The 13,463-nt window shown below is 65.2% G+C and carries 15 protein-coding genes; 9 read left to right on the top strand and 6 right to left on the bottom strand.

Features of this window, described 5'->3' with window-relative positions; genetic code table 11:
• Positions 1-30: 30 nt before the first annotated feature.
• Together RM2_RS16890 and RM2_RS16885 are read left to right on the top strand one after the other, a co-directional pair.
• Complete coding sequence (locus tag RM2_RS16890; protein WP_072690706.1) at positions 31-1,098, top strand: tocopherol cyclase family protein; 1,068 nt, start codon at positions 31-33, stop codon at positions 1,096-1,098.
• Between the two features lie 38 nt (positions 1,099-1,136).
• The gene (locus tag RM2_RS16885; protein ID WP_072690705.1) at positions 1,137-1,883 is read left to right on the top strand and encodes an SDR family NAD(P)-dependent oxidoreductase; all 747 of its coding nucleotides are present in this window, start codon (positions 1,137-1,139) and stop codon (positions 1,881-1,883) included.
• Between the two features lie 28 nt (positions 1,884-1,911).
• On the opposite strand, the gene RM2_RS24590 is transcribed toward RM2_RS16885, so the two are convergent.
• The 3 genes from RM2_RS24590 to RM2_RS16875 all read right to left on the bottom strand — a co-directional run bounded on the left by RM2_RS24590 (position 1,912) and on the right by RM2_RS16875 (position 4,534).
• Positions 1,912-2,052, bottom strand: coding sequence for a hypothetical protein (locus RM2_RS24590; protein ID WP_169846750.1), 141 nt, complete (start codon positions 2,050-2,052; stop codon positions 1,912-1,914).
• 171 nt (positions 2,053-2,223) lie between these two features.
• Positions 2,224-3,411 carry a L,D-transpeptidase gene (locus RM2_RS16880; RefSeq protein ID WP_072690740.1) on the bottom strand — a complete coding sequence of 396 codons (1,188 nt, stop codon included), beginning with the start codon at positions 3,409-3,411 and terminating at the stop codon, positions 2,224-2,226.
• A gap of 31 nt (positions 3,412-3,442) precedes the next feature.
• Positions 3,443-4,534, bottom strand: coding sequence for a UDP-N-acetylmuramate dehydrogenase (locus RM2_RS16875; RefSeq protein ID WP_072690738.1), 1,092 nt, complete (start codon positions 4,532-4,534; stop codon positions 3,443-3,445).
• A 25-nt stretch (positions 4,535-4,559) separates the two neighbouring features.
• Here RM2_RS16875 and RM2_RS16870 point away from each other — a divergent pair, with 25 nt between their 5' ends.
• From RM2_RS16870 to RM2_RS16855, 4 genes are all read left to right on the top strand, one after another.
• A complete protein-coding gene (locus RM2_RS16870) occupies positions 4,560-5,057 on the top strand; it encodes a DUF2505 domain-containing protein (protein WP_174553870.1) in 498 nt (165 codons plus the stop codon).
• Positions 5,058-5,109: 52 nt separating this feature from the next.
• Positions 5,110-5,610, top strand: coding sequence for a DUF2505 domain-containing protein (locus RM2_RS16865; RefSeq protein WP_072690704.1), 501 nt, complete (start codon positions 5,110-5,112; stop codon positions 5,608-5,610).
• A 21-nt stretch (positions 5,611-5,631) separates the two neighbouring features.
• The gene (locus RM2_RS16860; RefSeq protein ID WP_072690703.1) at positions 5,632-6,426 is read left to right on the top strand and encodes an SAM-dependent methyltransferase; all 795 of its coding nucleotides are present in this window, start codon (positions 5,632-5,634) and stop codon (positions 6,424-6,426) included.
• A gap of 341 nt (positions 6,427-6,767) precedes the next feature.
• Positions 6,768-8,315: a TROVE domain-containing protein gene (locus RM2_RS16855; protein WP_072690737.1), complete on the top strand. Its 1,548-nt coding sequence runs from the start codon at positions 6,768-6,770 to the stop codon at positions 8,313-8,315.
• Positions 8,316-8,333: 18 nt separating this feature from the next.
• Here the strand turns inward: RM2_RS16855 and RM2_RS16850 are convergent, their stop codons facing one another.
• Positions 8,334-8,951 (bottom strand): type IV toxin-antitoxin system AbiEi family antitoxin domain-containing protein, encoded by a 618-nt coding sequence (locus RM2_RS16850; RefSeq protein ID WP_072690702.1) that lies wholly within the window; start codon positions 8,949-8,951, stop codon positions 8,334-8,336.
• Between the two features lie 112 nt (positions 8,952-9,063).
• Here RM2_RS16850 and RM2_RS16845 point away from each other — a divergent pair, with 112 nt between their 5' ends.
• On the top strand, positions 9,064-9,831 hold the full coding sequence (locus tag RM2_RS16845) for an LmeA family phospholipid-binding protein (protein ID WP_072690701.1): 768 nt from the start codon (positions 9,064-9,066) through the stop codon (positions 9,829-9,831).
• 13 nt (positions 9,832-9,844) lie between these two features.
• Here RM2_RS16845 and deoC read toward each other — a convergent pair whose 3' ends face one another.
• Positions 9,845-10,510, bottom strand: a complete 666-nt coding sequence (gene deoC / locus RM2_RS16840) for a deoxyribose-phosphate aldolase (protein WP_072690700.1) — start codon at positions 10,508-10,510, stop codon at positions 9,845-9,847.
• A 68-nt stretch (positions 10,511-10,578) separates the two neighbouring features.
• Between deoC and RM2_RS16835 the strand changes: the two genes are divergently transcribed.
• A complete protein-coding gene (locus RM2_RS16835; protein WP_072690699.1) occupies positions 10,579-11,412 on the top strand; it encodes a class I SAM-dependent methyltransferase in 834 nt (277 codons plus the stop codon).
• A gap of 13 nt (positions 11,413-11,425) precedes the next feature.
• The gene (gene purU, locus RM2_RS16830) at positions 11,426-12,310 is read left to right on the top strand and encodes a formyltetrahydrofolate deformylase (RefSeq protein ID WP_072690698.1); all 885 of its coding nucleotides are present in this window, start codon (positions 11,426-11,428) and stop codon (positions 12,308-12,310) included.
• Positions 12,311-12,363: 53 nt separating this feature from the next.
• Here the strand turns inward: purU and RM2_RS16825 are convergent, their stop codons facing one another.
• Positions 12,364-13,398: an alpha/beta fold hydrolase gene (locus tag RM2_RS16825; RefSeq protein WP_072690736.1), complete on the bottom strand. Its 1,035-nt coding sequence runs from the start codon at positions 13,396-13,398 to the stop codon at positions 12,364-12,366.
• Positions 13,399-13,463: the final 65 nt, after the last annotated feature.

The raw sequence follows: 13,463 nt of genomic DNA, 5'->3' as shown, positions 1-13,463 counted from the left end.
GGTGCGGTTCCACCCCTAGCATCGACAGGTATGAGCCAAGCCGATCCTCAGCCGGAAAGCTGGCCGCTGTCGCGACTTCTCCGGGCTTACCGGGCGACGGGGGCGGACCTGCCGCTCGGGAACGTGCTCCCCTCGCATGATGTCGCGATGGAAGGCTACTTCTGGCGGTTCACTCAGCCTGCCACGGGCCAGGTCGTGATCGCCCTGGCCGGGATCAACCGGGCCGCTGACGGCCACTGGTCCACACTCGGCCTCGCGGGTCACCCCGTTCCCTTCGTGCGTACCGCCGCACACCCCGAGGGCTACGCGAACCCCGCCGGACTGGGTGCGTTCGCCGGCGAAGCGTTCCGTGGGTCGGTCGACCGCCTCCAGGTGGATCTCGGACCGGACGCCCGACTCGACGTCCGGATCGGCGGACAGGTCCGGTGGCCGCGGCGCAAACTCGGCGGATCCGGTGTCTTTCATTCCGTGCCGGCGTTGAACCAGTACTGGCATCCGTGGCTTCTCGGCGGAAGAGTCGAAGGAAGGGCCGTACTGGGCGACACCGAGATCGACCTCGACGGGGCCCAGGTCTACGGCGAAAAGAACTGGGGTAAGGGCGGTTTCCCTGACTCCTGGTGGTGGGGGCAAGCCCAGGGGTTCGCCGACCAGCATGCCTGTGTGGCGTTCGCCGGCGGAGAGGTCGTCGCGGGCCCACTGCGCACCGAGATCACATCCGTCGTCGTGGTACTGCCCGACGGCAGAGTGGTTCGTCTCTGCAACCCGGTCACCTCCCCAGTACGCGCGCACGTCACGGACGAACGGTGGTCCCTGAAGGGTCGCAGCCCTACCTGGAGCGTCGAGATCGAGGGAGGTTCCCCGCTCGACTCGGCCCACGTTCTGCCGGTACCACTCCCGACGGAGCGGCGCAACATTCCCGGCGCTCTCGAGCATCTCGGCGGATCAATGAGTGTCACGGTTCGCCGGCGCGGTGAACTCGTGTGGGCGGACGAATCCCCGCTGGCGGCGCTCGAGCACGGCGGAATCGAGAGGGCCAGGGCGGAATTGCGAAGGCGCGGCGCGGCACCGGAGTCGACGTCCGCCCCTCCGGTTGGTTGACCACCCATTGCCCCGGTCACCGGCCCTAACATGTTGTCATGACCATTTCTTCGAACACCCGCATCGCCGTCGTCACCGGAGCCAGTTCCGGGATCGGAGAAGCCACCGCCCGCACACTGGCCAAGCAGGGTTTCCATGTGGTCGTCGGAGCCCGGCGACTAGATCGGCTGGAGAAGATCGCCAAAGAAATCGAGGGCACCGCCCTCGAACTCGACATCACGGATCAGGACTCCGTGGATGCCTTCACCGCCGTCCTGCCTCGTGTCGATGTATTGGTGAACAACGCCGGCGGCGCCAAGGGCCTGGCCCAGATCATCGACGCCGACCTCGACGATTGGCAGTGGATGTGGGACACCAATGTCCTGGGCACACTTCGAGTCACCAAGGCGCTGCTGCCGAAGTTGATCGAGTCGGGTGACGGCTTGATCGTCACAGTCACCTCGATTGCCGCTGTGTCGATCTATGACAACGGCTCCGGGTACACCGCCGCCAAGCACGCGCAAGCCGCCCTGCACCGCACTCTGCGGGGCGAACTACTCGGAAAGCCCGTCCGCTTCACCGAGGTTCTGCCGGGCGCTGTGGAGACGGAGTTCTCGCTGGTGCGATTCGACGGCGACCAGGAGCGTGCCGAGAAGGTCTACGAGGGCATCACCCCACTGGTGGCCATGGATATCGCAGAAGTCATCGGGTTCGCCGCTTCCCGCCCGTCCCATGTGAACCTTGACCAGATCCTCGTCAGGCCCAGGGATCAGGCAGATGCCACCCGTTTCCACCGCACGACCTAAACCGGCCCGGCTAGCTGTCGCCCAAGACTTATCGGTCGTCGAACACAGTGTCGAGCAGATCCGAAAACATCTGAGACTCACGGCGCAGGTCTTCGAGGCTCGAGTCCATCTGCTGCGAAAGTCTGGCAATGCCGGCGTTCAGTTCTGCACGCGATTCTTGCCAGACCATCGATGCCTCATTCCACGAGTTCGAGTGATTCCATCAGAGTGAATGGGCGCCGAGCAACGTCGGCGCCCTCCCCGCTCACAACTGTGCCACGCACATCAGCCCTACCCACCAACGACATGCCGCTCACCGAATTCCGCCCGAGAAGCCCCCAGCTTTAGCCGTGGGGAACCGCTAATTGGCGAGTGCGGACATGGACTGCCAGGTTGGCCAGTCGATGGCCCAGTCGTAGATGTCACCGTCGGCGGCGGAGAGGTCGATGGACGTCCCGGTCACTTCGACCGGGTCGCCGTACATGGCGGTGCCGAAGTACTGCTGGGCGTCTGCGAGCGAGAGGTTTATGCACCCGTTGGTGACATTGGACGATCCCTGCACGCCGATAGTCTCCGGGTTGGCGTGAATGAATTCACCGTTGTTGGAGATGCGGACGGCCCAGCGCTCGCGCACGTTCTCGTAGAAGGGGGGGTTCGACATGAGGAAGTCCTCGTACTTCTCGGTCACCATGTGGATGCCGCTGCGCGTGACGTTGCGTGGTTCGTTGCCTTCGCCGTAGCTGACGGGGATGTCCATGATTGTTTCGCCGTCGCGCACCACCTGCATCCGGTGGCTGGGCGCGTTCGCGATGACGATCTGACTGCGTCCGACGGTGAAGTCCAGCGTCAGGTCGGCAGCGCCGTACGCTCCGGCACCGAAGTCGACGCCGTACAGCCTGGCGTCGAGGTCGACGGTAGTACCGGGCGCCCAGTAGTTCTGCGGCCGCCAGTGAGCGCGCGAACCGTTGTCGTCGGGTAGCCACGCCCAGGAACCTGAGGTGGGTGGGTCGGTCGTGACCGTCAGCGCCTTTTCCGCGGCGGCCTTGTCCTCGACGGTGCCGTGGAACTGCACGATAATCGGCGCGGCGATCCCGACTTCCTGGCCGTCGCCGATGTTCAAGGCGGCGGAGACGGTCTTTTCAGGTTCGAGCGTTGCGAAACTGCCGTCGACAGCGACGGACTTGCCGTCGGTGCCGACTGCTGTCCCCTTCCACGTGTACGTGGAACCGTAGCCGAGCGCCTCGCCGACCGTGAACGTAGTCCGGTCAGGTGACAGCGCACCCTCGACCGACTGGTCCTGGGCGTTGACCAGCGAAATGTCGGTGAACGTACCCTGGGATGCGGTAATCGAGATCGGCGCCACCGGGTTGACGTCCTCGGTGCCCGACGCCGGATTCTGCGTGACCTCGACTATGGGCCCGGGGGGTGCCGTGGCCGTTCCCGACGTCGAACCCACCGCGCATCCGGTCACAAGTGCGAGCAGCGCGACCAGCGCTGCCACTACAAACGCGGCCCGCGGCCGACCTCTCCGGGAATACAGTTCAGACACAACGACGAGGCTACCTCCGCTACGGACAATCTCAGAGCGCACAGCCCACTGTCACGGGTTCCGGTTCGAGACGGACCCCGAAAGCGGCGTGAACACCGTCGCGGACATCGCGGGCCAGCGCCAGCAGGTCTGCACTCGTTGCGGCGCCTCGGTTGGTCAGGGCGAGGGCATGCTTCGTCGAGAGCCGCACCACAGCATTCTCAGCGGGATACCCCTTCGAGAAGCCGGCCCGCTCGATCAGCCATCCCGCCGACAACTTCGTTCCGCCGTCCACCGGGTACTGCGGGACGGCGACGTCGCCGAGTCGGGTCTCGATCATGCTGAGAACACGCATCAACTCGGTGTCACTGACCACCGGGTTGGTGAAGAATGAGCCCGCACTCCATGTGTCGTGATCGGCGGGGTCGAGCACCATGCCCTTACCTCGGCGCAGGTCCAGCACGGCATCTCGGACCTGCGCCGGAGGCAGCCGGCGGCCTTCGGGCACATCGAGCGCCGCGGCCAGTTCCCGGTAGCGCAGCGGCTCGCCGAGACCGTCGGGATGCACCGTCAACTCCACCGCCAGCACCAGGGCAGCGTCCGAGTGTTTGAGAACGCTCGTACGATAGCCGAGACCGAGGGCGTGGGGCTCGACCCATCGGGTCTCGCCGCTCCTTCGGTCGAGCAGCTGCACCCGCCTGAGCATCGAGCCCACCTCGACTCCGTATGCGCCGACATTCTGCACCGGCGTGGCCCCGGTCGAACCCGGAATTCCCGACAGGCACTCAAGCCCGCCCAACTCTGCGGCGACGGTCTGGGCAACCACCCGGTCCCACCCGGCACCGGCCTCGGCAGTGACGAAATCCTCTTCGAGGCCGACCGTGTTATTGGACACACGCACCACCACACCGTCGAATCCGCCGTCCCCGACCACGAGATTGGAGCCGCCGGCGAGGATGAGTGTCGGGATGTGCGCGGAGTCGAGGAGTCGCACGACGTCGACGAGAATCTGCGTCGTTGCACACTCCGCCACGATCCGTGCCGGCCCGCCGACGCGCAACGTGGTCAGCCCCGACAGTTCGAGGTTTTCGGACGTGAAGGCGCCCGAATCGACGAGTTGACCGACAATGCTCACATCCCACACAAAGGCAAACGGTAGCGTGCCGGTCGTGAGCCGCCGCATCGAGCATTCGTCGTCCTACGCGTTTCCCGTTGCCCAGGTGCATGCGTGCCTGATCGTCGAGCAGTATTGGCGTGACCGACTCGAGCAGGTTGGCGGGCCGGGGGCCACTCTCGATCAGGCCACAACCGGCCCAGGCACCATCTCGGTGGCCATGTCGCAGACGATTCCCGCAGAGCATCTACCCGGCATCGTCACGAAGATCCGGCCCGGCGATCTGGTGATCAGGCGCATCGAAACATGGAGCATGCTCGAGGGCGATCGCGCCGCGGGAACGTTCACGGCCGAAATCGAGGGTGCTCCCGCCACTATTTCCGGAACCCAGACCTTGACCGGTGACGGCGCCGGATCGAATGTGAAGTTCGAAGGCAAGGCCGAGGTCAAGATCCCGCTGATCGGCGGCAAGATCGAAAGCGCGATCGCGGACGAGGTCCTGCGTCTGATCGAGAAGGAGCAGGAGTTCACGGAGCGGTGGCTCGGAGCCTGACCCTGGGGCACGTATCTGGCGCGTTCGGTCACAGCCGGTAACCTTGTCCATCATGGCTCGCCGCATCGACTACTCAGCCCGCTACAAACACACCCCCGAACAGGTGTACAGCGCGTTCACCGACCGTGACTACTGGGATGCTCGCATCGAGGAGATGCGGAAGTACTCAGACAATCACATCGAGCACTTCGAGGTCACCAACGACGGGATCGCCGTCGTTCTTCATCACATCCTGCCGCGCTCGGAGCTTCCAGAGATCGCGCAGGCAGTGATGAAGAAGGACATGGTCATCACCCGCAAGGAGTTGTACACCCCTTTCGGTGAGCCGACGATGGGCACATACGAGGCGTCGATTCCTGCGGGACCTGGCAGCCTCACCGGATCCATGAAGTTGTTCACCACCGACACCGGGTGCACATTCCGCACGACGTCGGAGGCCAAGGTGTATCTACCCTTCATCGGCGGGAAGCTGGAGCAACTGATGCTCGTCAATCTCATCGACCTGTTCCGCTCCGAGGCCGAGATCACCGAAGACTGGTTGTCACAGCACTGACGGCCACGACCCACAGTTCCCATGACTTCCGCGACGCTGCGGCGGCCTCACGGTGTCACCACCCGCGGCACCACCGGCATCAACCGATTGCGACGCAGTGACCGGTGGCTGGTTCACGATCCGTTGGTGCGGCGGGCACTGAACGACTCCGCCGACCCAGTCGTGGTCGATCTCGGGTATGGCGCCCGCCCGCACACCACATTCGAGCTCGCGGATCGACTCACCGCGGTACGTAGGGACCGCCGAGTCGTGGGCCTCGAGATCGATCCGGAGCGCGTGGTCGAGAGCAGGCTCGGAGTAAGTTTTGCCCGCGGCGGGTTCGAACTCTCCGGGCTGCGTCCCGTCCTCGTCCGTGCATTCAATGTGCTGCGGCAGTACCCCGAGGAAGCGGTCGGGCCTGCGTGGGCACGCATGCAGGCCGGGCTTGCACCGGGCGGTCTGATCGTCGACGGCACGTGCGATGAACTAGGCCGCCGCTGCGCCTGGGTGCTGCTCGACACCCAAGGGCCGCTGTCGCTGACGCTCGCCTGGGATCCCTTCGACGTCGAAAGACCCTCCGACATCGCCGCACGCCTTCCGAAGGCCTTGATCCACCGGAACGTCCCCGGCGAGCCGGTCCACGCCTTGCTCGCCACCGCCGACCTGGCGTGGGCCACCGCAGCGCCACACGGTTCGTTCGGACCTCGAGTGCGGTGGCGGACTGCCCTCGAACTCCTTCGCGCGCAGGGGATTCCGGTGCAACACCAGAGGCATCGGCGACGCGACAACATCCTTACCGTTCCGTGGTCACTGGTCGCACCCCGCGCAACGAACTAATTCGCGCGACATCGCACGATCCTCCCCGTAGAGTCTCTTCACGAAACATGTTGTGTCGGTGCGCAGGCGGGGGCTACTTCGACTGTAGATCGCGTGGTCGCCGATTCGAATCCGGCCGGGGACACCTGTTCCCGGTGCTCAGTAGTAGAGCGCGTCCATGCCTCCGCCGACCCTGAACTCGGCACGACATAGGTGCGCGTCACTCGGTGCGCAGACGACGGATACTTCTTCGGCGAAGTGCGCAAGCACGCGGTTTCGATTCCGCATCCCGCCGTCGCCTCGTCCTCGGGTGGCGCGCACCTCTCAAGAACAACGGCACCTCTCGGAAGGAGGAACAACTCATGAGCAAGTTCAATCTGAAAACGCGTCGCCGCAAGAACGTTCTGAGCCCCATCACATCGGAGACGCAACCGTCGGGACGCACGTTCGAGGGCGGGAACGGCTACACCCGCGACGCTAGGAGCGAGTTGTTCCTTCTCGCCGTCACCAACATGGTGGGTGAGAACACCTTCTACGAGCCGGAGCACGATCGCGACGGGCGGTTCGTCGAACTCGTCCACGAGGTCACCCTCTCCGATCCCGAGTGGACCGCCCGCATGATCGGCTGGCTTCGCCGGGACGCGCACCTGCGTTCGGCAGCGGTGGTTGCGGCGGCGGAGTTCGTCCGCGCCCGCCTGGGCGCCGGCGTGCACGGCCGTAACCGGGCCGTGATCTCCTCCGCGCTGGAGCGTGCGGACGAACCCGGTGAGATCCTGGCGTACTGGATCAGCCGTCATAGTCGCTCGATCCCGAAGCCGGTCAAGCGCGGTGTCGCCGATGCAGCCGCCCGCCTCTACTCGGAACGCTCACTGTTGAAATGGGATTCCGACGCGAGGGACGTCCGCTTCGGCGACGTCATCGAGCTCACTCACGCTTCGCCGACGGCGGCGTGGCAGAGCGAGCTGTTTCGGCACGCAATCGATCGGAGGCAGGGACGCGACAACGCCGTACCTGCCGGCCTGAGCATGTTGTGCGAACGCGCCGCACTGGCAGCGCTTCCGCTGGAGAAGCGGCGCGCAGTCCTCCGCACGCCTGAGCGGCTGTCCGCCGCCGGGATGACGTGGGAGTCGCTCGCGGGCTGGCTGCAGGGACCGATGGATTCCGCGGCATGGCAGGCAATGATCCCGTCTATGGGATACGCTGCGCTGCTGCGTAATCTGCGCAACTTCGACGAGTCCGGGATCGACGATCACATCGCCGAGCGGGTAGCCACCCGGATCGCAGATCCGGGTGAGGTCGCGAAGTCGCGACAGCTGCCGATGCGGCTGCTTGCGGCGTACCGGAACGCACCGAGCCTGCGATGGGGGCATGCTCTCGAGCGTGCCCTCGGGGCGTCGCTCTCCGCAGTGCCGTCGCTACCCGGGCGCACCCTGGTTCTCGTCGACCGGTCGGGGTCGATGTTCTACAGCCGCATCTCGGCGCGGTCGGAACTGACACGCGCGGACGCAGCCGCCGTGTTCGGCACCGTGTTGGCGGCACGCGCCGAGCGGGCGAACCTGGTCGAGTTCGGTACGGGGAGTCGGTACGTGTCGTTCAAGCACCTGCCGGTGCTTCGGGTGGTCGACAGCTTCGGCAACCTTGGCGGCACGGACACTCCGTCTGCGGTGCGCAAGTACTACCGCGGACACGACCGCGTCGTCATCGTGACCGACGAGCAGTCGACGTGGGGCGATTCGGCGAAACATGTTCCGGCCGATGTGCCTGTGTACACGTGGAACGTTGCAGGATACCGCCACGGTCACGGACCCACAGGTACCGCGAACCGCCACACGTTCGGAGGTCTCTCCGACGCGGGGTTTTCCATGATCCCGCTTCTGGAGAACACCCGGAACAGCGAGTGGCCGTTCTGATCACGCAGACGTGATCGGTCAGTTGCACGCGGCCAGAGCGTGTTCGACCCTCTGCGCCACCTGCTCCGGCAGCGACCCGCATTCGCCGTACAGTGCACTGGCATCCAGCCGACCTATGGCGACCCCGTCGGCAACCACCTCGTCGAGTAACTCCTGAGAGATACCGCCGGCTGCGAGATCGAGTGCGGTGCGCTTCGGCGTCGTGATGCGCAGCGGACCCACCTGCTCACAATCCTCCGGGCGCAACGAACGCCGGTGTAGCGCGAGCTGCTGCGTCGGCGCCGGCGGCGACAGCACCGTGGAGAGGTGGATGAATCGCGGGTACAGGTGCCCGAGACCGTGGAGTTCGGCGGCACTCTGGTGGGAGACCGCCGCCGCGGCACCGAACCAGGTGCACCACTTCGCGAACTCTTCCAGGTCGGAGCGCGGACAATCCTTCAAGCGGAACAGGTCTCGCTCGATCTTGACCCACGACCCATCTGCGACGTGCTCGCCTATGTCTGCGGCGGCGAAACCGAGGCGCAGCGCCTGCGCCGTGGTGAAGTAACCGGCTTGAGCCGTCGCGGCGCGGGTCAGTTCTTCGCCGACACCTTCTCGCTCCGGGTCACCGGGACGCGGGGCCAACCATCCGGACATTTCCCTAGATTACTGGGCAACTATGTCGTACATCACATTTTCAGCGATCTCGTCGATTCATCACCGTCGCTTTCACAGAGTTCGTTCAGATTTGTCGGGAAGAATCCCTGCAATGACAGCCCGAATGAACTCCGCGCCCCGCAGCAACCGCGTGCTCGTCATCTCTCTGGTCGTCATCGCTGTACTCGTGGCGATCCTCGTCAGCGGCGAACTCTTCGTGCGCCACAGCGTGAAGACCTGCATGGCGGACCAGTTCGAGAGTCAACTCGGTTCGCAGGTCGACATCGGCCTGAGTTGGAAGCCCGTCCTTCTGCAATCGGTCGACAAGAACACCCCCTACATCACCATCGACAGCGACGACACGAAGTTCGGTCCAGCGCAGGGAATGCAGGTACACGCCCGGGTCAACGACATCCGGATCGAGGACACCGCCGACAGCAGCGGCACCATCGGCAGTTCCGAGGCCCGTGTCAATTGGTCCACCGCAGGCATTCTCACGACTCTGCAGGAACAGGCGTTCGGCTCGCTGATCAGTGGAGTGACTGCCGATTCCAACGCGGGAACGCTGAAGTTCGACGTCGGCCCGGGCGGACTGGCCGGCCTGACGGTGAAACCTACCGTCACGAACGGACTTGTCGACGTGGAAACCGTGGGCGCCGAGATCCTCGGTTTCGGGCTTCCGACTGATCTCGTGAACGGTATCGTCCAGACCCTCACTTCGAGTCTGCAGACCTATCCCCTCGGTATGCAGCCAACCTCGTTGCAGGTCACCGACGACGCCATCGACATCACACTCGAGGGCGGCGCGTACACGATGCCGGCCGCAGACACCGCTCAACAGCAGCAGCAACAGCAGAGCAGTTGCGGAATCCTGGTCTGAGCGACCGGCAGGGTCAGCTGGGCAACCCGTCCAAGACGGCCCGAGTTCCCGACAGGCCCAGCCGCGTCGCTCCGGCCGCGATCATGTCGAGCGCGGTCTGAGCGGTACGGATTCCTCCGCTCGCCTTGACCCCGATCCTCCCGCCGACGGTTTGAGCCATCAGTCGGACTGCCTCGACCGATGCTCCGCCCGAAGGATGGAATCCGGTAGATGTCTTCACGAAGTTCGCGCCGGCACGTTCTGCGGCCCGGCACGACTCCACGATCGCCTCGTCGGTGAGCGCGGCGGTCTCGAGGATTACCTTGAGGACTGTGCCGTCACCGATCGCCTCCCGTACCGTGAGGACGTCGGCGAGCACGGCGTTGAAATCGCCGGCCACCGCAGCACCGATGTCGATCACCATATCGATCTCCTGCGCGCCCTGGTCCACCGCCAGCCTGGCCTCGGCCCCCTTGACCAGCGAGTGGTGCTTTCCCGAGGGGAATCCGACCACTGCGGCCGTCACCAGACCGGGGGCCCGTACCGGCAGCATCGACGGCGACACGCAGATGGCGAGTACGCCGAGGGATCGGGCTTCGTCGATCAGCGCCTTGACGTCGTCGGCTGTCGCCTGCGGCGCGAGAAGCGTGTGGTCGACGAGGTCGGCGACTTGGGAACGGGTCGGTGCAGCGTGGGGCATACCTGTGAGCTTCGCACAACGCCTTCTCCGGCACTCGCCGCGGCTGGCATCGCGGCTAGCATCACGGTATGGACGATCGGGGTTCGATCTTCGACGAGGCTCGGCAGGAATTCGACCGGTTAACGGGGGCAGTGTGGACTCCGGCCGGCCAGTCTCTGGTCTTCCAACTCGGTCTGCGCCCCGGCGATGCTGTTCTCGACGTGTGCTGCGGCGCAGGGTCTTCGGCGATCCCGGCGGCCACCGCAGTGGGTCCGTCCGGACTCGTGCACGCTGTCGACCTAGCTGACGAACTGCTCGAACAGGGGCGACTGAAAACCTCCGAGCGTGGACTGCAGAACATCGAATTCGTCTGCGCGGATGCTATTGAGTGGGAGCCGCCGAGCACCGTACCGGAAGTCGGCTACGACGCCGTCGCCTGTTCGTACGGGGTCTTCTTTCTGCCCCACATGGACGCGACGTTCACCCGGCTCGCCGGCCTGGTTCGCCCGGGCGGCAAGGTCGGAATCACCGTGTGGCGGCGTGGAGCGCTGCGCGACTTAGCGAGCGCCTTCCTCGACGCCGTCGCACGACACGGCGAACCCCGACCCGCACAGGCCGAGAGTTCATTCGATCTCCTCGAACGCATAGACACCCCCCAAGGTCTGCACCAGTGGCTGGCCGAACTCGGCACGCGCTCGACCGAGGTTCGAGAACTGTCCAACATCATTCCCGCGACCCCCGAGTTCGCGTGGGACCTAGTCCTGGGTGGGTCCATGCGCGGGGCGCTGTCGCCGTTCGACGCACAGACCGTCGAGGTGATCCGTGGCGATTTCCTCGAGTTACTCGCCGAACGTGCGATTCACGACATCGATGCCGGGACGCTTGTCGGGACCGCCATCGTGAAAGGTCGGAACGCAACCTGAAAGACTATCCCTCATGAACGCTGTTTCGACCGACGATCACCGGTACGTATTGTCTCTCGGTTGCCCTGACCGCACCGGCATCGTTGCCCGCATCTCGACGTTCCTCGCAGAGGTGGGCGGTTGGATCGTCGAGGCGGCCTACCACGCCGATGCCGACACCGGTTGGTTCTTCACCCGTCAGGCAGTGCGAGCCTCTTCGGTCGACATGTCCATCGAGGAACTTCGGGAGCGCTTCGCGCGCGTTGCCGCCGAACTCGGCCCTGAGACGGAATGGACAGTGTCCGACACGGGTGAACGCAAGCGCGTGGTGCTGCTGGTGAGCAAAGAGCCGCACTGCCTCCACGACCTGTTGGGACGCGCCGCAGGTGGTGAGTTACCCGCCGAGGTCTGCGCCGTGATCGGCAACCACCGCGACCTCGAGAGCGTCACACGAGCGCACGGCATCGACTTCCACCACGTTCCGTTCTCGAAGGATCCCGCGGAGCGCGGACCGGCGTTCGATCGGGTGCGTGAACTGGTGGACGCCCACAACCCCGACGCCGTGGTGCTGGCACGTTTCATGCAGGTGCTCCCGTCGACGCTGTGCGAGCACTGGGCCGGCCGCGCCATCAACATCCATCACAGCTTTCTGCCCTCGTTCGTCGGCGCCCGCCCGTACCACCAGGCGTTCGCGCGCGGGGTGAAACTCATCGGCGCCACCTGTCACTACGTGACTTCAGAACTCGACGCGGGCCCCATCATCGAGCAGGACGTGATTCGCGTCGACCACGCGGACGAGGTCTCGGACATGGTGCGGCAGGGCCGCGACATCGAGAAACTCGTCCTCTCCCGTGGCCTTCGCTGGCATCTCGAGGATCGCATCCTCGTGCACGGTCGTAAGACGGTGGTATTCAGCTAGCACGGGCGGACCATGCGGTCGGTTGACTGCCGCCATGCGGTAGGCGACCGGTGCTACAGGTTCCGCAGGCGCACGATCTCCTTGTTGAACTCCTCGATGTTCTCGACGGAACTCATGTGTCCGACGCCAGGGAGGACGACCAGGCGCTCGAGGTTTCCGGCGCCGTTCAACATGCAAGCGAGCCTGTGGGAGTGGACCGGTGGGGTCAACCGGTCCGCGGATCCGACGAGCACTGTGGTGGGCACGTCGAGGTTCTCCAGCGCCCCATGAATGTCCAAACCGCTCAGCGCCTCACCCCAGCCGCCGCGAATCCGTGGGTCACAGTCCCTGACAATGTTCTCGCAGAACTGAACTTCGGCGCGCGTAGCGTTCGGTGACATCGCCGTGTACTGGATCGCGCGGGTCATCGCCGGGGAGGGGACGAGCGGCACCGGTGTGCTCATGACCGCCCGGCCGACCTGGACCGGCACCCGCGGGAAGCCGTTCGGGAGAGGGATCACATTGGTATCGGCGACGAGCCGATCGCACGCGGTGCTGGCGAGCAGCACCGCCGAGGCGTACTTGTTCACCTGGTCGGGGTGCCGATCCGCCCAGGCCATGATACTCATGCCGCCCATGCTGTGACCGACGATCACAGCCTTGTTGTGTTCGTGCACCGTCGCTTTCAACACCGCGGACAGGTCGTCCGCGAGAACGTCCGGGCCGAAAGCGAGCGAGCCGACCGTGCTGCGGCCGTGTCCCCGCTGGTCGTATGTGATCACGCGGTACTTCCCCGCCAGGGCGTTCACCTGCGGATACCAGTACTCGGAGGAACAGGCCCAACCATGGCTGAGCACAATGGGTTCGCCGTCCACCGGCCCGTAGGCGCGGACGCACAGCGCGGCTCCGTCGTCGGTCAGGATCTCCGTCACATCAGGTTGCAGGCTCGGAGTGCGCAGCAATTCGTTCGGGGAGGCCACGGGCGGCGACATCGACCCGCGGGTCGTGCGCCTGTGACGGGTCGCCGCGGCAGCGGCGACGATTACCGCGGCCACTGCTGCAACTCCGACGAGCGCCTGAAGTCTGGTGATCCGCGAACCGCCGGACATTCCCACCCCGCCTTTTCTTCCTGCACGCTCGGTCGGTTTTTTGCTCTGAACCGGCCCGCTGCAAG

The sequence above is a fragment of the Rhodococcus marinonascens NBRC 14363 genome (genome assembly GCF_001894885.1).
Taxonomy (GTDB): domain Bacteria; phylum Actinomycetota; class Actinomycetes; order Mycobacteriales; family Mycobacteriaceae; genus Rhodococcus_F; species Rhodococcus_F marinonascens.
The sequence above is the reverse complement of the archived record's forward strand: the minus strand, read 5'-3'. Positions and strand labels throughout refer to the sequence as shown.

Coding starts and splice junctions, on each gene's coding strand:
- RM2_RS16845 (WP_072690701.1), top strand. CDS start 9,064: ATGACAGCCCGAATGAACTCCGCGCCCCGCAGCAACCGCGTGCTCGTC.
- RM2_RS16865 (WP_072690704.1), top strand. CDS start 5,110: ATGGCTCGCCGCATCGACTACTCAGCCCGCTACAAACACACCCCCGAA.
- RM2_RS16860 (WP_072690703.1), top strand. CDS start 5,632: ATGACTTCCGCGACGCTGCGGCGGCCTCACGGTGTCACCACCCGCGGC.
- RM2_RS16885 (WP_072690705.1), top strand. CDS start 1,137: ATGACCATTTCTTCGAACACCCGCATCGCCGTCGTCACCGGAGCCAGT.
- RM2_RS16890 (WP_072690706.1), top strand. CDS start 31: ATGAGCCAAGCCGATCCTCAGCCGGAAAGCTGGCCGCTGTCGCGACTT.
- RM2_RS16825 (WP_072690736.1), bottom strand. CDS start 13,398: ATGTCCGGCGGTTCGCGGATCACCAGACTTCAGGCGCTCGTCGGAGTT.
- RM2_RS16855 (WP_072690737.1), top strand. CDS start 6,768: ATGAGCAAGTTCAATCTGAAAACGCGTCGCCGCAAGAACGTTCTGAGC.
- RM2_RS16835 (WP_072690699.1), top strand. CDS start 10,579: ATGGACGATCGGGGTTCGATCTTCGACGAGGCTCGGCAGGAATTCGAC.
- RM2_RS24590 (WP_169846750.1), bottom strand. CDS start 2,052: ATGGTCTGGCAAGAATCGCGTGCAGAACTGAACGCCGGCATTGCCAGA.
- deoC (WP_072690700.1), bottom strand. CDS start 10,510: ATGCCCCACGCTGCACCGACCCGTTCCCAAGTCGCCGACCTCGTCGAC.
- purU (WP_072690698.1), top strand. CDS start 11,426: ATGAACGCTGTTTCGACCGACGATCACCGGTACGTATTGTCTCTCGGT.
- RM2_RS16850 (WP_072690702.1), bottom strand. CDS start 8,951: ATGTCCGGATGGTTGGCCCCGCGTCCCGGTGACCCGGAGCGAGAAGGT.